The sequence below is a fragment of the Paraburkholderia sp. JHI2823 genome, assembly GCF_038900695.1.
GTDB lineage: Bacteria > Pseudomonadota > Gammaproteobacteria > Burkholderiales > Burkholderiaceae > Paraburkholderia > Paraburkholderia mimosarum.
On record NZ_JAYMRY010000006.1, the window covers coordinates 1 to 20,038 of the forward strand.

The window sequence follows — 20,038 nt, forward strand, 5'->3', positions numbered from 1 at the left end:
CCCGCCCGTAACCCGCCCACGACGGCACCCCGCATCGACTACCGGGTCATTGGCATCAGACGTGCCCATTCCATATTTGTTTCGGCCGTAATGTGCACACGCGAACGCAACTCGGGGTTCGCTCCGGCAATCGCCATGATCGCCATTCCCCGAGCTTGCGCGCATCCTCGTCAGTGAACGGGATATTGGAATGTTCCCTGCCTAGTTTGGTCCTCCGCTGGAACTGGCGATGTTGCTCGCCGTTGCTGCACCCTGGCTGCGACCGGTACATACGGCGTCTTGTCAACAAAGTATCCGTTTTGATCGAGCGTGATGAACTGGCCCTCACGAACCCCATAGACGGTCGGCTTCTGTCCAGCGCTCGCTTTTGCCAGCTTTGCGGCGCGCAGAAGCGAAATGTTCAGGTTCGCGGCGAATCTTGGCCCCCGCGCTCCAGGCGTATCAATTCGATTTGGGAACATGTTTGCGGGCATGGCGCACGCTTTACGAGACCCCGCTCCTTGTCTATGAAGGCTTTGATGGCGGCGGTTTGGACGAAGTACTTCGCATAAAAGGCCTCGTTGCGCAAGCAACGAGGCCTTTTAGTTTGCGGGGGCAAGCACCTGCTCGCCATGGGAGCGGGCTGGTCGGTAGATTCCCCAAGGTCCCCCGACCGACCGAACCTCTCACTACTCGCCGCCCATGTCGAGCCCGACACCGCGCGCCATGCCCGTTGCGGCGAAGACCATCACGACAACCAGGAGCGTCTGCCACCGGCCGATACGGGCATACTTCGCCGCCCCGGTCAAATCGGGCACGTCGCCCCGGCGCACAGCGAGCCGCCAGCGCAGCAGCGCCATCATCGGTGCGATCTCCAGCAGAAAGATCAGGACAAGCGCCCCCATCTTCACGTGAAAGAGCGGCTCGTGGAGGTAGTACGCGGCACCCTTCTCGAAGCCGCCGAACGCTCGCATCGCGCCAGTCACGATCAGCACGAGCGCGGAGCCGCCCCAGCCATTGTCGGCGCTGAAAATCACGGGCAGGTCCTCGGTGGAGGTGCAGCGGCGCAGCCCGCGCGTGCGGCGCAGAATCGAGGCGAGCGCAAATCCGAAGGCAAGCAGGTGAATGGCGGCGAGCAACCAGCGTGTGAGCATTGCGACTCCTTCGGGTGAACGACAGGAACGGCAAGCAACGGTAAACACTCGAGCACGGACGCAGCGAAGGCGGCCCGTGCGTCAGACCTGCCTCAGCGCCGCGTCGAGTGCGCGCGCGGCGGTGCGGTCGCCTTCGGAAGCGAGGCGCGCGAGAAACACAGTCTGTCGGTTGTGGCCCGCCGCAGCCGGCGAGTCCCACAGCAATTCGATCTTCGGCCGACGCGCGGCCCCGTCCCGGTGCGGCGACGCTGACGATGCCGCCGCCGCACGCGGCTCAGTGGCCGTGGCCGGCTCGGGCGTCGCCGCGGACGGCTCCGATCCCTGCGCACTGGAGTCCGCGGGAAGCAAAGCCGGTTCCGGTTCGACACCGGGTTCGCTGACACGAGGCGCGCGCCCAGGATCTTCGGTCGGCGCCGGTGCGGCGAACCCCGTTGACCCGGACGCAAGCCCCCCTCCCGGCGCTGCGCCTGGCTGCCCCCCCGAGAGCCAGCGAACCGACAACTCGCGCGCATCGTACTGACCAACCTTGCGGCTCTCCCGCCAGACAACCGTGGTGCGGGTGGCGACGTCAATCGAAACGGCAAAGCGCCCGATCGCGAATCGACGTGCCGCGATGTTCGTGCGCCAGAGCGCGCGCGGCCGGCAGATCCATACCACGGCCGCATAGAGCGCCGGCGCGGCAACGAGCCAGCCGTTGGTGTCCGCCGCCGCGTGGAAGGTGCGCCGCCAGCCGGCGGTCCAGACGAACATGCCGATCGAGCCGATCGCAAACAGGAACCCGAGCGTGCCGAAAAAGCGCAGCGCCTGACGCAGCCACTGCGGCAGCGGGTGAAACGGCCGCTCGACGCGCGCCTTGGCGCCCGGCAGCACGATGAGCAGAAACAGGAAGATGAGGTTCAGGCACGCCGCCGGCGACGAAGCCATGCCTTCGAGCGCGGCGAGGAAGTTCATCTGCGCCATCGAATGCAGCCAGCGCGCCAGGATCACGAGCCCGATCGCGCGCAGCGCGAAGAGCGTCCCGGCACCGGGTACGGTGGCCGTGGGCGTCGGTCGGGTTCTCGCCAAGTGGGGTCTCCTGCTGAGGTCTGTCACTGTCGTCGTCGCGTGCGCCGCGGATTTTACGGCACGGCCATTATAGGGACATTAAGCAAACGCCTCACTCGCCGGCGCCAAACGTGACAGCGCCCCGGTGCACGGGCACCGGGGCGCTGGGCAAACGCGGAGAAAACCGGACGCGCCGCAGCACGCCCGCTTTCTGTACAACAACCTTAGCCGGCGGCGACTTCGCGCAGCACGGTGCGGCGCTTCTGGCGCAGCAGTTCTTCGTACACGGCAACGTAGTTGCGCGCCATCACCTTCGACGAGAAGCGCGATTCGAACGCGGCGCGGACCTTCTCGCGCGGCAGCGTCGACAGGCGCTTGATCGCCGCGACAGCGCTGATTTCGTCTTCGACGACGAAGCCCGAGACGCCATTGTCGATGACTTCGGGCACCGAGCCGCGCTTGAACGCGATGACCGGCGTACCGCAGGCCATGGCTTCGATCATGACGAGGCCAAAGGGCTCCGGCCAGTCGATCGGGAACACCAGCGCATGCGCGTTGCCGAGGAACTCGCGCTTTTCGTGCTCGCCGATTTCGCCGATGTACTCGACGTGCGGCAGCGCCATCAGCGGCTTGATGACTTCTTCGTAGTAGGCGCGGTCGGCCTTGTCGATCTTGGCGGCGACCTTGAGCTTCATGCCTGCCTGCCCGGCGATGCGGATCGCCCGGTCAAGGCCCTTCTCCGGCGAGACGCGGCCGAGGAAAGCGAGGTAGCCCGGCTCGACGTTCGGGATCGGCGTGAGCACGTCCTCCGGCAGGCCGTGGTAGACGGTCTGCTGCCAGTTGGCTTGCGGCAGCGGAATACGCTGGTTGTCCGAAATCGAGACGACCGGCACGTCGTTGAACGCGTTGAACACCGGCTGCAGTTCCGGCAGGTCCAGACGGCCGTGCATGGTCGTCACGAACGGCACCGGCTGGCGCTGGAACAGCGAGAACGGGTAGTAGTCGATGTGGAAATGCAGCACGTCGAACTCGTCCGCGCGGCGGCGAACTTCTTCGAGCAGCAGCATGTGCGGAGCCATCACGTCGCGAATCGTCGGGTCGAGGCGCAGCGCCTGCGGCCAAAACGCTTCGAGCTTTGCCGAGGTGACCGAATCGCCGCTTGCGAACAGCGTGACATCGTGGCCCTGTTCGACCAGCGCTTCGGTCAGGTAGGAGACCACCCGTTCCGTGCCGCCGTACAGCTTGGGAGGAACCGCCTCGTGCAACGGAGCGATTTGAGCGATTCGCATAGTGGTGAACTCCTTCCTCGTAATAAATCGGGCAATAGACTGCAAATTTGACAATCGACCTATGCAGGCTGCGGCTTTCTTGTCGCCACGCGCCATCCAGGCGTTCCATACCGCTAACCGCACCGGAAATCCGGAATAGACCCGACGCAGTTGTGAAGCGACAAGAGCGCACACGCGGCGGTTCAGGCGGTAAACGCGCAGGGCTCGCGGCCGTTGACACAAAAGCTGTCAAATTCCCTACGCAGTTGGAGTCGGCATTATCCCGGCTCAGGGAAAATACCGGTCCGATCATTTCAAAGTCTTTACCTTGTTACAAACGGGAAACACTCCGCAACCCCTTGTTTTCCAAGACAGTTCTAGATTGGGTGCTGCGTCGCGGAAAACAACTGCGGGCGTTTGTCGCAACTCGACTGACCGCGGCCTTCCCGAATGTTCCCGTCTTTTCCCGTATGTAACCGGCGAGGCTCGCTTGCAGATGAGAAGTGCGGGCAGTGCGCCTTTCGGAAGGCAAACCGCCATTCTATCTCTAAAAGGGTCCGGGATTCGTGCTGAACCTCTGCCGCAACAGCATCGCCGCAACCGGTGTCCCGGGCGCTGTTGTCGCGATATGATGCGCGTCCGCCGGGCATAGGCGGTGCGCTTCGCGCATGGGGTGTTTACAATGCGGTAAATCCGCCTCCGTTGCCGCGCGCTCAAACCGTTCGTCGCCGTAGCGCGCCTCCTTTCTTCCTTTGAACTTGCACGGACGAAGTTCCGTCAGACCGACCACCCCGATCAATTGGAACATCTGACCATCGCCCAGCGTAACGCCCACAACGCAAAGCTCGCGAGCTATGCGCGGCGGCCGCTCGCGTTCCTTTTCCGCTACATCAAACGCCACCCGTTCGCCCACACTGTCGTGCTCGCCAGCGTGTTCGCGGCCGTGGGGTGCGCGCTGGCTTCGCAGTACGCCATCAAGCATCTGATCGACGTGCTCGGCGCCGGGCGCCACCATCCGGGGCCGCTGTGGACCGCATTCGCCATCCTGGTCGGACTGATCGCCGCCGACAACCTGCTGTGGCGGGTCGGCGGCTGGTTTGCCGCCCACACCTTCGTCGCCGTCACGGGCGACCTGCGGCGCGATCTGTTCCAGTATCTGAGCGGACACTCGCCCACCTACTACTCGGAAAAGCAGCCCGGCACGCTCGCAAGCCGCATCACCGCGACTTCCAACGCCGTCTACACGGCCGAGAACACCACCGCCTGGAACGTGCTGCCGCCTTGCATCGCGGTGGCGGGCGCCATCGTCATGATCATCGCGGTCAATCCGTTGATGGCGGGGGGCCTCCTGTTCTGCTCGGCAGTGCTCTCGGTGATCCTCTTCAAGCTTGCCGGGCGCGGCTCGTCGCGCCACCACACGTTCGCCTCGAAAGCGGCCGCGGTGGACGGCGAACTCGTCGACGTGATCGGCAACATGGCGCTCGTGCGCGCCTTCGGCATGACGTTGCGCGAGCAAAAGCGCTTCGGCTCGACCGTCAAGGCCGAGCTCGACGCGCGCCGCTCGAGCCTGCTCTACCTCGAAAAGCTGCGCCTCCTGCACGCCGTGATCACGGCCATGCTGTCGGCCGGCCTGCTGGGCTGGGCGCTGTGGCTGTGGGATCAGGGCAAGGCGACGTCGGGCGACATCGTGCTCGTGAGTTCGCTGGGCTTCACGATCCTGCACGGCACGCGCGATCTCGCCGTGGCGCTGGTGGACGTCACGCAGCACGTGGCGCGACTCGCCGAAGCCGTGCAGACGCTGCTCGAGCCGCACGGCATGCCCGATCGCGACGACGCCACGGAACTCGTGGCCCAGGGCGGCCGCGTCGATTTCGAGGGCGTGACTTTCGCTTATCCGCACCGCAAGCCGATCCTCGACCACTTCGACCTGCGCATCGAGGCCGGCCAGCGCGTGGGCCTCATCGGCAAGTCGGGTGCGGGCAAGACCACGGTGCTCGCGCTGCTCCAGCATTTCTACGAGTCCCAGGGCGGCGCCATCAAGATCGACGGCCAGGACATCTCGCACGTGACCCAGGACAGCCTGCGCCAAGCCATCGCGCTCGTGCCGCAGGACATTTCGCTTCTGCACCGCACGATCTACGAGAACATCGCCTACGGGCGCCCCGAAGCGAGCCGCGAAGAGGTGCTCACCGCGGCCCGCGAGGCGCGCTGCGCCGAATTCATCGAAGCGATGCCCGAAGGCTACGACACGATCGTGGGCGACCGCGGCGTCAAGCTGTCGGGCGGCCAGCGCCAGCGCGTCGCGATCGCTCGCGCGATTCTCAAGAATTCGCCGATTCTGCTGCTCGACGAAGCCACCTCGGCGCTCGACAGCGCCTCCGAAGAGGCCATCCAGCAGGCGCTCGACCGGCTGATGGTGGGCCGCACGGTGATCGCGATCGCGCACCGCCTCTCCACGCTGCACAACTTCGACCGCATCATCGTGATGAGCGCGGGCAAGGTCATCGACGACGGCAGCCCGGAAGAGCTGCGCAACCGCCCGGGCCTCTATCGCGACCTCCTCGCGAAGCAGTACGGCAAGGCGTCGACGCTGCATCTCGGCAACAAGAAGGCCGACGAAAAGCACGTGGCGTGACACGCGCGCGCGCCCTCGCCCGCTTCGCTTTGCCAGAGACGTAAAAAAAGCCGCTTCGGTCTATCGACTGAAGCGGCTTTTTTCGCCCTCGTAGCGAGCGCGGCGCCGGCGCTCAGCCCTGCGCGCGCGCAAGCGGGGGCGACGCCACGCCTTGCCGCAGGCTGACCTGGCCCAGGTCGCGCATGAAGCGGTCGCGCCACACCGAAACGTTGTTCTCGCGCAGCTGGGCCATCATGTCCCGATAGCGCGCGACACGCTCGGCGAGCGGCATCGAGAGCGCGGCGTTGAGCGCGTCGGCCATGCCGTCGATATCGAGCGGATTGACGATCAGCGCGCCGGACAGCTCCTGCGCCGCGCCGGCAAAGCGCGAGAGCACGAGCACGCCGGGATCTTCAGGATCCTGTGCCGAGACGTATTCCTTCGCGACGAGGTTCATGCCGTCGCGCAGCGGCGTCACGTAGCCCACATTCGAGGCCCGGAACAACGCGGCCAGCACCGCGCGCTCGTACTGGCGGTGGATGTACCAGATCGGCGTCCAGTCGAGTTCCGCATAGCGGCCGTTGATGCGCCCCGACTCGGCCTCGAGGCGCAGCCGGATGTCCTGATAGGCGTGCAGGTCGGCGCGCGTGGGCGGCGCGATCTGGACGAACGAGACGTTGTTGCGCTGCGCCGGCGCGTGGTCGAGCAGGCGCTCGAAGGCCCGAAAGCGTTCGACGAGCCCCTTCGAGTAGTCGAGCCGATCCACGCTCATGATGACCTTGCGACCGTGCAGCGTGGCCTTGAGCGTGCGCACCGGCTTGCCGCGTTCGCCCGCCTTGGCGAGCTCCGCGATTTCGTCGGGATACACGCCGATCGGGTAATCGCCCGCGCACAGCGTCTGCCCGAACGCCTCGATGCGCGTGAGTCCGTCGGGCTGCATGACGGTCGTGCCGCCCGCCTCGTTCACGATGTAGTCGCAAAACGCGCGCAGATCGGGCCTGGTCTGGAAACCGAGCAGATCGAAGGAACAGAGCGCCTCGACCAGCTCGCGGTGCGGCGGCACCGCCAGCAACACCTGCGAGGCGGGAAACGGAATATGCAGGAAGAAGCCGATGCGATTCTTCACCCCCGCCGCGCGCAGCGCCTGGGCGAAAGGAATCAGATGATAGTCGTGGACCCAGATCACGTCGTCTTCGCGCAGGAGCGGCACCAGCTGCTGCGCGAGCCACGCGTTCACGCGGCTATAGCCCTCGTATTCGTGGCGGTCGTACTGCACGAGATCGGCGCGGTAATGGAACGCGGGCCAAAGCGTGGCGTTCGAGAAACCGCGATAGTACTGGTCGTAGTCGCGCCGCAACAGGCCGATGGTCGCGAAGGTGACGGGCCCGCGCTCCTCGAGCGCGATCTGCGGCTGGCCCGACGTGAGCACTTCGCCGCTCCAGCCGAACCACATGCCGCCGGTTTCCTTGAGCGCGTCGTACACACCGACCGCGAGGCCGCCCGCGGCCGGACCGCCTTCGGAAATCGGCGCGACGCGGTTCGACACGATGATCAATCGGCTCATGAGGTGCGGGGTCCGTGCAGGGAATCAGGAAAGTATGGTGGGCGCGAGGCCACGCCCGAATCGGCCCATCGCGACAGGCAATCAACGCGCGGGACAAGGCGAAGCATGCGTGCGGTCACCGGGCGCCCGGCATGGCCGCGACGAGCGACGCGAGCCAGCCGATCAGCGCCTCGACCGAGTCGATGCGCGTCTGTGCGATGGTATCGCCGCCGCCGACCTTGATCGACAGGCCGCCCAGCGCATTCACGACGGCAAAGCCTTTCTCGTCGGTCAGGTCGTCGCCGGCGAACACCGCGCGGCGGCCCGCGAACGGAGGCTCGTCGAGGAAGGCGCGCAGCGCGCGGCCCTTGTCGACGTCCTTGGGCTTGATTTCGTAGACCATCTTGCCCGGCTGCAGCACATAGGCTTCGGCGTAGTCGGCGGCGAGGCGCTCGGTCGCGGCGCGCGCGGTGCCCTCGTGCTCGGGCGCATTGCGGTAGTGCAGCGCGAGCGACGCGCCCTTGATCTCGAGCAGCATGCCCGTATGCGTGCGTACCACCTCTGCGAGCACCTGCTCCATGTGCAGCAGGCGCTGGTCGTTGAACCCGACACGCTGGGTATCGCCGTTGGCGTCGCGCCGCTCGGCGCCGTGCAGGCCAGCCACGGGCAGATCGGGCATGCGCAGAAAGCCATCGATGCTGTCGATGCCGCGCCCCGAGACGATCGCCACCGCGCCATGCGTCGCGCGGCGCAGTTGGCGTAGCAGCGCGAGCATGTCGGGACGGACGAGCACGCCATCGGGCGTGGGCGCGAGATCGACGAGCGTACCGTCGAAATCGAAGAAAAATGCCGTCTGTTCAGGCGGCAGGACTGCCGGGAGTGCATGCATTGCGTTCTGTTCACCCATCGGCCCATGGCCGGGTATGCCCCCGGCAGGACTGCGCCGAGGGAAAGTGTGCGAATCTTACCGCGCCTTTGGGCGATTATCGAGAAAGTAAGGGGCCAAGCCGCGTGCGCGGCGGGCCTCGAGCTCGTATTGCCTGGTTCCCGCCGTGATATGAACGCCCCACACCGCCACGACGCTGGATAGCATCGGTCGTCTCCTCCGATGCGGCAAATCGACGCGAACGGCGCCCACGCCGGAGCGCAGCCGGCAGCGCGAATCCAGTTTTGCTACAGTCGCAGCGACAAGCCGCGCCCTGTCGCAAGAAAGAGCGCGGCCACCGCAACCCCTCGAGTCGACGAGACAGTCTTTGTCCAACCCGTTCGCGCCTTCGAGTAGCACATTACGCGCCCGCCTCGGCTGCGGCGTACGAAGCCTGCGGCGCGCGGCGATCGTGGCGGGGGTACTGCTGCTCGTCGCCTGTTCCCGTTCGGGCGAGCCCTGGCAGCTGATGAACGTGAGCGGCCATCTGCCCGACCTCGACTTCGCGCTCACGGCCGACAATGGCCAGCCCGTGACGGGCGCCAGCTTCCGCGGACGCACGACGCTCGTCTACTTCGGCTATACGCACTGCCCGGACGTCTGCCCGGAAACGATGGCGCGCCTGATCCAGGTCGTCGCAAAACTGGGCGCCGATGCGCAGAACGTGCGCATACTCTTCATCAGCGTCGACCCGGCGCGCGACACACCGCAGGCGTTGCACACTTATGTGGGCGCATTCGATACCCAGCATGCGCTCGGTCTGACCGGCACCGAAGCCGAAATCGAGTCGCTCGCGAGACGCTACCGTGTGGCGTACCAGATGGAAAAGCGCGAAGCCGACGGCAGCTATGAAGTTACGCACAGCTCGGCCGTCTATGTGTTCGACGCGCAGGGCCATGCGCGACTGCTCGCCACCGACCACGACACCGCAGACGCGATCGCACATGACCTGCGCCGCGTCATAAACGACACGGCATGAACGCATGCTGCCGTGCCGGTCCAATCTTCGAGTGCCGTTCACAACGGTATTCGAAACCGCAACCTCAACAGGAAACCTCATGACGAAGAACCTCAAATCGCTCACCGTCACGCTCGGCTACGCGCTCAGCATTTTCGGCTCGCTTGCCGCCTTCGCGCCGGCCGCGCACGCCGCCGCGGGCGCATTGAGCGCGCAGGACGCCTGGGTGCGCTGGCTGCCCGGCGATCTGCCGGCCGCGGGCTATGTGACGCTGAAGAACGACGGCGACCAGCCGATCGATCTCGTGGGGGTATCGAGCGACGCTTACGGCATGGTCATGCTGCATCAGACGGTCTCGAACGGCTCGACGCAGAAGATGGTCATGGTGCACAAGGCGACGGTGCCCGCACACGGCACGCTTGCGGTCGCACCGGGCGGCTACCACCTGATGCTGGAAAAGGCAAAGCACAAGATCGCGCCGGGGGATACGGTCAACGTGAAGCTGGAGTTCTCGGACGGCGAAACGCTCGACACGCCGTTCACGGTCAAGTCGCCCTCCGGGCAGTAAGGCCGCAGATCTAGTGCAGTAACGGATCGCGCGCGCATCATCTGTCGTTGCGCGCGCAAGCATGTTGAATCCGCGATGAGGCCGCCGCCATGCTCGCGATGACCCTGCTGTACTGGCTCCAACCCTGGGAGCCATCGCCGACTGTCATGATCGCTACGCTGCTCACGGCGGTGCTGTTCGTGCGCGGCAAGCGGCACGCGCGGGTATCGCTCACGCGCCAGATCTCATTCTGGTTCGGGCTCGGTGCGCTTTACGTCGCACTGCATACGCGGCTCGACTACTTCTTCGAGCATGAGTTCTTCATGCATCGCGGGCAGCACCTGGTGCTGCACCACGTGGGTCCGTTCTTCATCGCGCTGGCGTATCCCGGCGCGGCGCTGCGCGCTGGCGTCCCGTTCAAGTGGCGACAGCGCTTCGTGCGGCCCGCGCTCGAAGCGCGGCCCGTGCGCGTGGCGCTCGACATCGTCATGCATCCCGTCATCGCGGTGACGCTCTTCGTCGGGCTCATTTACTTCTGGCTCTTTTCGCCGATCCACTTCATCGCGATGCTCGACTGGCGTCTCTACCGCGTCATGAACTGGAGCATGGTGATCGACGGGCTGCTGTTCTGGTGGCTCGTGCTCGACTCGCGCCCCGCGCCGCCCGCTCGCCTCTCGCCGGGCAAGCGCGTGCTGGTCGTGATCGCGGCGATTCCGCCGCAGATCGTGCTCGGCGCACTCATCTTCTTCACGACGCGCGAGCTTTATCCCGTCTATTCGATCTGCGGCCGCGCATTTACCTGGCTCTCGCCCATGCGCGATCAGCAGATCGGCGGCCTGCTGCTCTGGATTCCGGGGTCGATGATGAGCGTGGTCGGCGCGCTGGTCGCGCTGCGCCACTGGATGCGCCTATCCGCGCGCGGACGTTTGAAGCCGGGGCAACGTTCCGGCGGGCGCCCCGAAGACCGCGCGCAACGCAAGGAACGACGCACGCAGCGCACTTAGAGCGCTTCGCAGGGTGCCGCCGGGCCTCACGCCTTTCAAGCGGAGCGCATCCACACGTGCGGAATGCCGTCCTCTTCGTGAATCTCGCCGACAGGCGCGAAACCGAACGCCCCGTAGAACTTCTGCAGATGCGCCTGGGCGTGCAGGCGCATCTGCACGTGCGGCCATTGGCGCGCGATCTGCGCGATGGCGCGTTCGAGCAGCGCATTGCCGAGCTTGATACCGCGATGGTTCTGCGATGTCACCACGCGGCCGATGCGCACGTCCGCGTCATCGGCGTCGGGGAGCAGCACACGCAGATAGCCGGCGAGTTCGCGCACACCATTGCGCTCGCCCCAGGCGAACAGATGCCAGGCGTCCAGGTCGAGGCCGTCGATGTCGCCATACACGCAGTGCTGCTCGACGACGAAGGCGTCGGAGCGCAACTTGAGCATGGCGTAGACTTCGCGTGCATCGAGCGCCTCGAAGGGTTTCCATTGCCAGTCGAATTGAGGAAGCGGCAAGGCGGGGGACTGCAAGGTCATGGTCGGTGATTCCGTCAACATCGCGAATGAAAAGATTATGCCGCGCGATGCGCGCACGACCAACCCGTGGTCACTTGCGCCGGCGCGGCTGCGCGTACTTGCGCCAGTACTGGAACGGCTCTTCGTGCAGATCGATATCCAGATCGACGATGCGCGCCTGCATGCTCTCCTGCGCATCGGCAATTGCCTTGTTGTAGACCGCCGGTGCGATCTCTTCGAGAAAAAAGCCCAACAGCGCGCCCGCCGCGACGTTGCCGATCGGCTCCTCCATGTTGGCGTCGAAATAGCGCTGGATGGAGGCGACCGCCTCGGTGCGCGCGTCTTCTGGAAGTTCGATGGGCATAGCGGCCATCCGCAGAGGGGGATTTCCGGCTATTGTGCGCCACACGCATTGCGTGCAGCCGTCGGTGCCGCAAAGCCAGCGCGCAAAAGCAAAAGCCACCCGAAGGTGGCTTTTGCTTTGCATCTGGAGGCGCGAGCCGGAGTCGAACCGGCCTACACGGCTTTGCAGGCCGCTGCATAACCGCTTTGCTATCGCGCCAGAAGCGGACTGACCGAACTGGAGGCAAACTGCTTGTGCCCACAACGACCGGACAGATTTGATTCGATGGCCTGATACGTTGATCAAGACCTGCCAAACAAAAAGGGAAGCGCTGCTTCCCCGTGGTATCTGGAGCGGGAGACGAGTCTCGAACTCGCGACCTCAACCTTGGCAAGGTTGCGCTCTACCAACTGAGCTACTCCCGCATATGTCCTGCTTTTTACTGCTTCAACACTTCGTTTTCAAACTGCTAAAACGACGCGCCTTAAAATCTGGAGCGGGAGACGAGTCTCGAACTCGCGACCTCAACCTTGGCAAGGTTGCGCTCTACCAACTGAGCTACTCCCGCATTTTTCTGCCTGACTTCGCCGATGATTCGCTCGATTTTCGCTCAACCATCAGCGTGTGACGCTCATCTTCGGCGATTTCCACTGCATCTGCTTATTTGCTACTGCGTCGTGCAGCGGAGAAGTGAGATTATGTATAACCCGCAGAATCGTGTCAACCCCCTCGGTAGATCTTTTTGGAAAAAGACGCAGGCGGTTTGCACGACACAGCGACACAGATTAAAGGCTTCCCCGCTCGCGGATCTGCGGCCACGCGAGCTTCATGTAGTAGAGCATCGACCAGATCGTGAGGAACGCGGCCACGTAGATGAGCCACGCGCCCCATACGCGCGAATCGAACAGCGTCACCCCGCCGAGCGTGAGCGGTGCATAGAACAGCAGCATGGGAATCGCGACCATCTGGCATGCCGTCTTGAACTTGCCGAGCGAATTCACGGCCACGCTCTTCGACGCGCCGATCTGCGCCATCCATTCGCGCAGCGCCGAGATGGCGATCTCGCGGCCGACGATCACGAGCGCGATCACGGCGTCGAGCCGCTGCAGATGCACGAGCACGAGCAGCGCCGCGGTCACCATGAGCTTGTCCGCGACGGGATCGAGAAACGCGCCGAACGACGAAGTCTGATTCCACTTGCGCGCGAGAAAACCGTCGAACCAGTCGGTGAGCGCGGCCAGCACGAAGATCAGCATCGCCAATGTGTTCTGCTGCATCGGGGAAAGCAACGTCTGCGGCAGATAGAACACGCCGACCACGAGCGGAATCAGCACGATCCGCAGCCAGGTCAGGAGAATCGGAATATTGAACGGCATCGGCTGGCGCTATCTGTCGGGGAAGATGCAATTATGGGAGATGCAATTGTGCCGTGTCGCCGCACCTGCCACAAGCAAACGTAAGGAACGGCCCGCGCCTGCCTTCGGCCCGGCCGGCGCGGCGCCCGCATCAATGAAGCTGCTGGTAGATCTGTTCGGCCAGTGAGCGCGAGATGCCCTCCACGCTCGCCAGGTCCTCCACGCTGGCCGCCATCACGCCGCGCAGGCCGCCAAAGCGCGCGAGCAGGCGCTGGCGACGCTTGGCGCCCACGCCTTCCAGTTCCTCCAGCCGCGACGTCTGACGCGTCTTGCCGCGCTTCGCGCGCATGCCCGTGATGGCGAAGCGGTGCGCCTCGTCACGGATCTGCGCGACGAGCATGAGCGCCGCGCTTTCCTTGCCGAGTTCGAGCGGCGCGCGGCCGTCGGCGAACACGAGCGTCTCGAGACCCACCTTGCGCCCCTCGCCTTTCGCCACGCCCACCAGCATCGCCGGATCCAGACCCAGTTCGGTGAACACCTGGCGCGCGATCTCGACCTGGCCCTTGCCGCCGTCGATCAAAACGATGTTGGGCAGCGTGCCGACCGGCGGCGCGGCTTCAGGAGCTTCGACGGATTCTGCGGCCTCGCCGGTGTCAGCGAGTGCGTTCGGGTCGGCGGGATCGGGCGCCGGCACCGAGGCCACCGGCGCCTCGGCTTCGGCGCGCGCCGCTTGCGCGACCATCTTCTCGTAGCGGCGCGTGAGCACCTGCCGCATCGCCGCGTAGTCGTCGCCGGGCGTGATGCCCGTGATGTTGTAGCGCCGGTATTCGGCGGACTGCATCTTGTGATGGTGATAGACCACGCATGATGCCTGGGTCGCTTCGCCCATCGTATGGCTGATGTCGAAGCACTCGATGCGCAGATGCGCGAGATCGTCGAGTTCGAGCCCGAGCAATTGCGCGAGCGTGCGCGTGCGGGCCTGCTGCGAGCCCTGCTCCGAGAGCAGGCGAGCGAGCGCGAGCCGCGCGTTCTGCTCGGCCATGGCGAGCCACGCGCGCTTCTGGCCTTGCGGCTGGCGCAGCAGCGTGACCTTGTGACCCGCCTGCTCGCTGAGCACATCGACGAGTTCGCGGTTCGCCGGCGGATGGCTCACCACCAGCACGGGCGGCACGCGATTGCCGAAGTAGTGCTGCGCAATGAAGGCGTCGAGCACTTCGGATTCGATGCCGGGCGCGCGCTTGCTGCGCGCATCGGCCTGCGCCTCGGCCACGGGCGCATCGGAGTCGCCATCGTCTGCCATTTCGTCGGCGGCGGCGAGATCGGCCGCGATGGCGAGGGGATCCGGCGCGAGCGCCTCGGCGTCGTGCGGCGCGTCGGCCGCCGATTCTTCATTCGCCTCGTCGATGAAATCCTCCACCGTCTTGCGGGCAAGCGAAGGCAGCGACTTCAGCGCGCTTGCGGCGACCACGGTCTCGCTGTCGATCTCCTCGGCAACGCCGCCCTCCTCGTCCGTCAGCGCGCGCTCCACGTGCGCCGGGAAATAGGCCTTGTCGCCCAGATGCCGGCCGCCGCGCACCATTGCGAGATTGACGCAAACGCGCCCGCCCAGCGCGACCACGGCAAGAATGTCCACGTCGCTCTCGCTACCCGTTTCGATGGCCTGCTGATGCAGCACGGTCGAAAGCGAACTCATCTGGTTGCGCACGGCCGCAGCCTGCTCGAACTTCAGCTCGGAGGCGAACGCGTGCATCTTCGTCTCCAGTTCCTTCATGACCTCGTTCTGACGGCCGAGCAGAAAGCGCGATGCGTTGCTCACGTCGCGCGCGTAGTCTTCTTCGCTGATCGCGCGCACGCAAGGCGCCGTACAGCGGCCGATCTGATGCAGCAGGCAAGGCCGCGTGCGATTGTTGAACACCGAATCCTCGCAGGTGCGCAACTGGAACACGCGCTGCAGGATGTGGATGCTCTCGCGCACGGCCGAGGCGCTCGGAAACGGCCCGAAGTACTGGTTGTTGCGATCGACCGCGCCGCGGTAGTACGCCATGCGCGGGAATTTGTGGCCCGTGATCTTGAGGAACGGATACGACTTGTCGTCGCGAAAGAGGATGTTGTAGCGCGGCGTGAGCGCCTTGATGAGATTGTTCTCGAGCAGCAGCGCCTCGGCCTCGGAGCGCGTGACGGTGGTTTCGATGCGCGCAATGCGCGTGATCATCATCGCGATGCGCGGCGAAAGCTGCGTCTTGGTGAAATAGCTCGACACGCGCTTTTTCAGGTCGCGCGCCTTGCCGACATACAGCACCGCGCCTTGCGCGTCGTAGTAGCGGTAGACGCCGGGCAGATGCGGCAACTGCGCGAGCGTCTTTTTCGGGTCGAAAACGTCGGTCTCGGTCATCCAGTTTCGGGGACGGGCGATGCGTCGATGTAAGGTGAGCGAGGGGATGCGGAGATGGCCGGGCGCGCCGCGCTCGCGACGCGTTCAAGGCTCTGTCCTAGAATCGCAAGTTTAGATCATTCCATGCTGCAACGAAGGGGCCCCGAAGCTGAGGGTCCCGCGCCCGCCTTCGGGACGGCGAACGCGAGTTTTCGTTGCGCGACTCTACGCTCACTGGCTCCCCATGACAGAAGCCCGCTCCTCCTCCGCGGCCGCTCCAACCGGCACAGCCGAAGCGGGCGTCGCCTGCGACATTTTTTGCGCCGTCATCGACAATTTCGGCGACATCGGCGTGTGCTGGCGCCTCGCGCGCCAGCTCGCGCACGAGCACGGCTGGCAGGTGCGCCTCTTCGTCGACGACCTGCACGCCTTCGACAAGCTCTGCCCGGCGCTCGATACCAGCCGCGCGACGCAATCCGTGGAAGGCGTGCTCATCGAGCACTGGCACGAGCCCGAACACGCGGGCGACACGCTGCAGATCGCCGATGTCGTGATCGAGGCGTTCGCGTGCGAGTTGCCGCCCGTCTATGTCGCCGCGATGGCCGAGCGCGGCCGCAAGCCCGTCTGGCTCAACCTCGAATACCTGAGCGCCGAAGACTGGGTGGCCGACTTTCACCTGCGGCCCTCGCCGCACCCGCGCTACGCGCTCGCCAAGCACTTCTTCTTTCCCGGGCTCGGGCCCGGCACGGGCGGCGTGCTCAAGGAGCGCACGCTCGACGCCTCGCGCGCCGACTTCGAGCGCTCGCCGCAGACCCGCGCCGCATGGTGGCGGCACGCCACCGGCGGCCCGCCACCGGCGCCGGAAGCCACGGTGATCTCGCTTTTCGCCTATGAAAATCTTGCCGTCGCCCCCCTGCTCGAGCAGTGGCGCGATGGGGCCAGGCCGGTTGTCTTGCTCGTTCCGGAGGGTCGCATTTCGGGCGCGCTCGCGCGTTTTTTCGGAATGCCCGCGTTCGGCGCGGGTTCGCAGGCCACGCGCGGCGCGCTGCGCGCGCACGCGCTCGCGTTCACCGAGCAACGCGGCTATGACCCGCTGCTCTGGGCGAGCGACCTGAACTTCGTGCGCGGCGAGGACTCGTTCGTGCGCGCGCAATGGGCGGCGCGACCTTTCGTCTGGCACATCTACCCGCAAGCCGATGACGCCCATCTGCCGAAGCTGGACGCCGCGCTGGCACACTACGGCCGCACCTTGCCCGAAGCGCCGCGCGCCGCGCTCGAACGCTTCTGGCATGCGTGGAACGGTCGCGGGATCCCCGATTGGGCCGATTTCTTGCAGCACCTGCCTGCCTACGCGGCTCGCGCGAAGGCGTGGGCCGGCGAACTCGCCCAGGTTGGCGATCTGGCCGCAAACCTAGCCGAATTCGCAAAAAGTCAGTTAAAATAAGCGGTTATCCGGCGGCAGCCGTCTCAAGCGGCATGAAAACAGCAGCGAGCAGAAGCAACGCCCGGCAACGCCCGGCAATGCCAGGAGCAGTGCTTCTGATCTCGGCGCCCCACCAGGTGCGCGAAGGTCAGCGCATCAAAGAGGGTCGCACCGTACGAATCCGCGAATCCGCTTGCGACGTTTGCCGTCGCGCACACTCGAAGTCATTTAATCTGGACAGGACAGTTTTTTATTATGAAAACCGCACAGGAACTCCGCGTCGGCAACGTCGTGATGATCGGTAACGACGCGATGGTCGTGCAAAAGGCCGAATACAACAAGTCGGGCCGCAACGCCGCCGTCGTGAAGATGAAGTTCAAGAACCTGCTGACCGGCGCAGGCATGGAAACCGTGTACAAGGCGGACGACAAGTTCGACGTCGTGGTGCTCGACCGCAAGGAAGTGACCTACTCGTACTTCGCCGACCCGATGTACGTGTTCATGGACGCCGACTACAACCAGTACGAAGTCGAAGGCGAGATGATGGGCGACGCCCTCAACTACCTCCAGGACGGCATGGCCTGCGAAGTCGTGTTCTACAACGACAAGGCCATCTCGGTCGAACTGCCGACCGTGCTCGTGCGCGAAATCATCTACACGGAACCTGCCGTCAAGGGCGATACGTCGTCGGGCAAGGTCCTGAAGACTGCCAAGCTCAACACCGGCTTCGAACTGCAAGTGCCGCTCTTCTGCAATATCGGCGACAAGATCGAAATCGACACGCGCACGAACGAGTACCGCAGCCGCGCCTGAAGCATCTCGCGCGATCTGCAGGCGGACCCGCTGAGAAAGCGCCCCTCGGGGCGCTTTTCTTTTTTTGCCGAACGTGTATGTTTGACAGTGTCGCGGAAAACCTTACCGGTTATGCGGGACGAATTGCCCACTTGCCGACTTCGACGCGCCAGTGCGATGCAAACCGGTCAGAGTGACCTCCGCGGCATGGTTTCTGCTACTGGAAGGGAAACGTGCGTTCCACGCTCTTTCCCCTAACCAGGAGAAGCACGATGAATAACGACATTGCTGAAGGCAAGTGGAAGCAGTTGGTCGGCAAGGCCAAGGCGGCATGGGGCGAGTTGACGGACGACGAACTCGCGCGAACGGAAGGCCATGCAGATCGACTCGCCGGGCTGATCCAGGAACGTTACGGCAAGACGCGTGACGAGGCGGAACTGGAAGTGCGCCGCTGGTTCGACGCGCACGGGCCGCGCGGCTGACGCGCCGTCGGCACGGGCGATACGTGCGCCCACTTGCAGGCAAACAGGGGGTTTTGCGGCACGCCAGAGCGCCATGCGCTAGTGGCTGCGCCGCCGTTCGGCCGCCGGCGCTCTTCTGCCCGGCAATGCCGTCGCGCCCCTCCGCTGGCGCGGTACAACTGGGAGGACCGGAACCTGAACATCCTGCTTCGAGACACCTGCGTGATCTCGATGAAAACTTTCGCATCGTGCCGCGCTCCCGCGCGCCGCGCGGTTGCCTCCCGGGGCGAGCGCGCTAAACCGCGCGCGCAACGCAGGCGCGACTGCGCTCATCCGTAAGCCGCTACCGCCATGCCACATGCACTGATTGTCGAAGACGATCCCAACAGCCTCTCAGGTCTCTCTGCGATCCTGTCGGCTGACGGCTTCTCCGTCGACACTGCCGCCACACTCGCCGAAGCGCGCGCCGCGCTCTCGCGTTTCATTCCCGACGTCGTGCTCGTCGACCTCAACCTGCCAGACGGCGGCGGACTCGACCTGCTGCACCATTTGCCCGCGCAGCCGCCAGGCGGCGCGCTGCCCGTGATCGTGATGACGGGCAACGCCACGGTCGAAAGTGCAATCGAGGGCCTGCGCCACGGCATCTGGGACTATCTCCTCAAGCCCGTCAACATTCCGCGGCTGCGCAGTCTGCTCGCGCGCATTCCGCGTCCGTACGAGCTGAGCGAGGAAGTGCGCACGCTGCGGGCCACGCTGCGCCGGATGGGCCACTTCGGGCCGATGATCGGCCGCAGCAGCGCGATCCAGCAGGTCTACGACGCTCTGGAACAGCTCGCGCCCACCGAAGCGGCGCTGCTCGTGCATGGCGAGGTCGGCACCGGCAAGGAAATCACTGCGCGTACGCTGCATCAGCTGAGCCGGCGCCGCAAGGGGCCGTTCATCGTTTGCGACACGCGCTCGCTCGCTGCGGAGGCCGCCGCCGGCCGGCCGCTCGCGAGCGTGCTGTTCGGGCATGAGCGCGGCGCTTTCAACGGGGCGGAACAGCGCGAACCGGGCCTCGTGGATCTGGCGAGCGGCGGCACGCTGTTCATCGACGAGCTTACCGAACTGCCGCGCGACCACCAGGAAACATTGTTGCGCGCGCTCGACTCGCAAACCTTCATGCGCGTTGGCGGCAAAAAAGTGGTGGGCACGGATTTCCGCCTGGTCGCCGGCACCCGTGCGATCCCGCGCGAAGCCGTCCAGCAGGGCGCGCTGCACGACGGCTTATGGATGCGCCTCGATGCCGCGGCGATTGCGCTGCCGCCGCTGCGTGAACGCGACGACGACGCCGCCCTGATCGCGGCCGCGTGCGTCGACGAACTCAACCAGGAGGCGCAAGCGCACGGCCTGCCCGGCGCGACGCGGCTCATCGCCCCTTCGTTTGTCCGCGAATGCCTCGCGTATGACTGGCCCGGCAACGTGCGCGAACTGCACGAGCGCGTGCGGCGCGCCTGGCATGCCTCCGGCGAGGTGCTCGAAACCCTTGAGGCGGAGGAAACCAGCGGCGCAGGGCACCGCGATATGAACGGCGGTCGCGTGCAGGTGACCGTGGGCACGCCGCTCGCCGACGTGGAAGAGATGCTGATCCGCGCGACGCTCGACGCCGTGGGCGGCACGCGGCATCGCGCTGCATCCCTGCTCGGCATCAGCCCCAAGACGCTCTACAACAAGCTGCAGCGTATGCGTCTGAACTGACTGCGCCGCGCACCGCC

Annotated in this window: 18 protein-coding genes and 3 tRNA genes; 9 read left to right on the forward strand and 12 right to left on the reverse strand. The window is 65.3% G+C overall.

What is annotated here, in order from left to right:
• Positions 1-668: 668 nt before the first annotated feature.
• The 3 genes from VSR34_RS08950 to VSR34_RS08960 form a co-directional block, all read right to left on the reverse strand.
• Positions 669-1,133 (reverse strand): DUF2214 family protein, encoded by a 465-nt coding sequence (locus tag VSR34_RS08950; protein WP_028212962.1) that lies wholly within the window; start codon positions 1,131-1,133, stop codon positions 669-671.
• An 81-nt stretch (positions 1,134-1,214) separates the two neighbouring features.
• Positions 1,215-2,198 carry a hypothetical protein gene (locus tag VSR34_RS08955; RefSeq protein ID WP_028212961.1) on the reverse strand — a complete coding sequence of 328 codons (984 nt, stop codon included), beginning with the start codon at positions 2,196-2,198 and terminating at the stop codon, positions 1,215-1,217.
• A gap of 203 nt (positions 2,199-2,401) precedes the next feature.
• Positions 2,402-3,466, reverse strand: a complete 1,065-nt coding sequence (locus VSR34_RS08960) for a glycosyltransferase family 4 protein (RefSeq protein ID WP_028212960.1) — start codon at positions 3,464-3,466, stop codon at positions 2,402-2,404.
• A 778-nt stretch (positions 3,467-4,244) separates the two neighbouring features.
• On the opposite strand from VSR34_RS08960, the gene VSR34_RS08965 reads away from it, so the two are divergent.
• Complete coding sequence (locus VSR34_RS08965) at positions 4,245-6,080, forward strand: ABC transporter ATP-binding protein (RefSeq protein ID WP_028212959.1); 1,836 nt, start codon at positions 4,245-4,247, stop codon at positions 6,078-6,080.
• A gap of 112 nt (positions 6,081-6,192) precedes the next feature.
• Here VSR34_RS08965 and otsA read toward each other — a convergent pair whose 3' ends face one another.
• Both otsA and otsB read right to left on the reverse strand, forming a co-directional pair.
• Positions 6,193-7,623, reverse strand: coding sequence for an alpha,alpha-trehalose-phosphate synthase (UDP-forming) (gene otsA / locus VSR34_RS08970; RefSeq protein WP_042289638.1), 1,431 nt, complete (start codon positions 7,621-7,623; stop codon positions 6,193-6,195).
• 115 nt (positions 7,624-7,738) lie between these two features.
• Positions 7,739-8,491 (reverse strand): trehalose-phosphatase, encoded by a 753-nt coding sequence (otsB, locus tag VSR34_RS08975; protein ID WP_028212958.1) that lies wholly within the window; start codon positions 8,489-8,491, stop codon positions 7,739-7,741.
• A 430-nt stretch (positions 8,492-8,921) separates the two neighbouring features.
• On the opposite strand from otsB, the gene VSR34_RS08980 reads away from it, so the two are divergent.
• The 3 genes from VSR34_RS08980 to VSR34_RS08990 all read left to right on the forward strand — a co-directional run bounded on the left by VSR34_RS08980 (position 8,922) and on the right by VSR34_RS08990 (position 11,036).
• Positions 8,922-9,506, forward strand: coding sequence for an SCO family protein (locus VSR34_RS08980; RefSeq protein ID WP_342962423.1), 585 nt, complete (start codon positions 8,922-8,924; stop codon positions 9,504-9,506).
• A 79-nt stretch (positions 9,507-9,585) separates the two neighbouring features.
• Positions 9,586-10,053, forward strand: coding sequence for a copper chaperone PCu(A)C (locus tag VSR34_RS08985; protein ID WP_028212956.1), 468 nt, complete (start codon positions 9,586-9,588; stop codon positions 10,051-10,053).
• 98 nt (positions 10,054-10,151) lie between these two features.
• Positions 10,152-11,036: a cytochrome c oxidase assembly protein gene (locus VSR34_RS08990; protein ID WP_028212955.1), complete on the forward strand. Its 885-nt coding sequence runs from the start codon at positions 10,152-10,154 to the stop codon at positions 11,034-11,036.
• Between the two features lie 35 nt (positions 11,037-11,071).
• Here VSR34_RS08990 and VSR34_RS08995 read toward each other — a convergent pair whose 3' ends face one another.
• The 6 genes from VSR34_RS08995 to pgsA all read right to left on the reverse strand — a co-directional run bounded on the left by VSR34_RS08995 (position 11,072) and on the right by pgsA (position 13,258).
• Positions 11,072-11,560, reverse strand: coding sequence for a GNAT family N-acetyltransferase (locus VSR34_RS08995; RefSeq protein WP_036019622.1), 489 nt, complete (start codon positions 11,558-11,560; stop codon positions 11,072-11,074).
• Positions 11,561-11,630: 70 nt separating this feature from the next.
• Positions 11,631-11,903, reverse strand: coding sequence for a DUF2164 domain-containing protein (locus VSR34_RS09000; protein WP_028212953.1), 273 nt, complete (start codon positions 11,901-11,903; stop codon positions 11,631-11,633).
• A gap of 124 nt (positions 11,904-12,027) precedes the next feature.
• Positions 12,028-12,101: transfer RNA gene (locus VSR34_RS09005), tRNA-Cys, on the reverse strand.
• Positions 12,102-12,231: 130 nt separating this feature from the next.
• Positions 12,232-12,307, reverse strand: a tRNA-Gly gene (locus tag VSR34_RS09010).
• A gap of 67 nt (positions 12,308-12,374) precedes the next feature.
• Positions 12,375-12,450, reverse strand: a tRNA-Gly gene (locus VSR34_RS09015).
• A gap of 217 nt (positions 12,451-12,667) precedes the next feature.
• Positions 12,668-13,258 (reverse strand): CDP-diacylglycerol--glycerol-3-phosphate 3-phosphatidyltransferase, encoded by a 591-nt coding sequence (gene pgsA / locus VSR34_RS09020; protein WP_028212952.1) that lies wholly within the window; start codon positions 13,256-13,258, stop codon positions 12,668-12,670.
• Here pgsA and VSR34_RS09025 point away from each other — a divergent pair.
• Positions 13,248-13,424 (forward strand): hypothetical protein, encoded by a 177-nt coding sequence (locus VSR34_RS09025; RefSeq protein ID WP_154671285.1) that lies wholly within the window; start codon positions 13,248-13,250, stop codon positions 13,422-13,424. The genes pgsA and VSR34_RS09025 overlap by 11 nt on opposite strands.
• Here the strand turns inward: VSR34_RS09025 and uvrC are convergent.
• Positions 13,389-15,629 carry an excinuclease ABC subunit UvrC gene (gene uvrC / locus VSR34_RS09030; protein WP_342962353.1) on the reverse strand — a complete coding sequence of 747 codons (2,241 nt, stop codon included), beginning with the start codon at positions 15,627-15,629 and terminating at the stop codon, positions 13,389-13,391. The two genes, VSR34_RS09025 and uvrC, sit on opposite strands and share 36 nt — an antisense overlap.
• 223 nt (positions 15,630-15,852) lie before the next feature.
• Between uvrC and earP the strand changes: the two genes are divergently transcribed.
• From earP to VSR34_RS09050, 4 genes are all read left to right on the forward strand, one after another.
• Complete coding sequence (gene earP / locus VSR34_RS09035) at positions 15,853-17,052, forward strand: elongation factor P maturation arginine rhamnosyltransferase EarP (RefSeq protein ID WP_342962354.1); 1,200 nt, start codon at positions 15,853-15,855, stop codon at positions 17,050-17,052.
• Positions 17,053-17,286: 234 nt separating this feature from the next.
• On the forward strand, positions 17,287-17,844 hold the full coding sequence (gene efp / locus VSR34_RS09040; protein WP_028212949.1) for an elongation factor P: 558 nt from the start codon (positions 17,287-17,289) through the stop codon (positions 17,842-17,844).
• Between the two features lie 251 nt (positions 17,845-18,095).
• The gene (locus VSR34_RS09045; protein WP_028212948.1) at positions 18,096-18,305 is read left to right on the forward strand and encodes a CsbD family protein; all 210 of its coding nucleotides are present in this window, start codon (positions 18,096-18,098) and stop codon (positions 18,303-18,305) included.
• Between the two features lie 330 nt (positions 18,306-18,635).
• Positions 18,636-20,021 (forward strand): sigma-54 dependent transcriptional regulator, encoded by a 1,386-nt coding sequence (locus VSR34_RS09050; protein ID WP_028212947.1) that lies wholly within the window; start codon positions 18,636-18,638, stop codon positions 20,019-20,021.
• Positions 20,022-20,038 lie beyond the last annotated feature (17 nt).

What these genes read in the sequence shown, in the direction of transcription:
- VSR34_RS08950 (WP_028212962.1), bottom strand. Translation starts at nt 1,133, where the DNA reads ATGCTCACACGCTGGTTGCTCGCCGCCATTCACCTGCTTGCCTTCGGA.
- VSR34_RS08960 (WP_028212960.1), bottom strand. Translation starts at nt 3,466, where the DNA reads ATGCGAATCGCTCAAATCGCTCCGTTGCACGAGGCGGTTCCTCCCAAG.
- otsA (WP_042289638.1), bottom strand. Translation starts at nt 7,623, where the DNA reads ATGAGCCGATTGATCATCGTGTCGAACCGCGTCGCGCCGATTTCCGAA.
- otsB (WP_028212958.1), bottom strand. Translation starts at nt 8,491, where the DNA reads ATGCATGCACTCCCGGCAGTCCTGCCGCCTGAACAGACGGCATTTTTC.
- VSR34_RS08985 (WP_028212956.1), top strand. Translation starts at nt 9,586, where the DNA reads ATGACGAAGAACCTCAAATCGCTCACCGTCACGCTCGGCTACGCGCTC.
- VSR34_RS08990 (WP_028212955.1), top strand. Translation starts at nt 10,152, where the DNA reads ATGACCCTGCTGTACTGGCTCCAACCCTGGGAGCCATCGCCGACTGTC.
- VSR34_RS08995 (WP_036019622.1), bottom strand. Translation starts at nt 11,560, where the DNA reads ATGACCTTGCAGTCCCCCGCCTTGCCGCTTCCTCAATTCGACTGGCAA.
- VSR34_RS09000 (WP_028212953.1), bottom strand. Translation starts at nt 11,903, where the DNA reads ATGCCCATCGAACTTCCAGAAGACGCGCGCACCGAGGCGGTCGCCTCC.
- pgsA (WP_028212952.1), bottom strand. Translation starts at nt 13,258, where the DNA reads ATGCCGTTCAATATTCCGATTCTCCTGACCTGGCTGCGGATCGTGCTG.
- uvrC (WP_342962353.1), bottom strand. Translation starts at nt 15,629, where the DNA reads ATGACCGAGACCGACGTTTTCGACCCGAAAAAGACGCTCGCGCAGTTG.
- earP (WP_342962354.1), top strand. Translation starts at nt 15,853, where the DNA reads ATGACAGAAGCCCGCTCCTCCTCCGCGGCCGCTCCAACCGGCACAGCC.
- efp (WP_028212949.1), top strand. Translation starts at nt 17,287, where the DNA reads ATGAAAACCGCACAGGAACTCCGCGTCGGCAACGTCGTGATGATCGGT.
- VSR34_RS09045 (WP_028212948.1), top strand. Translation starts at nt 18,096, where the DNA reads ATGAATAACGACATTGCTGAAGGCAAGTGGAAGCAGTTGGTCGGCAAG.
- VSR34_RS09050 (WP_028212947.1), top strand. Translation starts at nt 18,636, where the DNA reads ATGCCACATGCACTGATTGTCGAAGACGATCCCAACAGCCTCTCAGGT.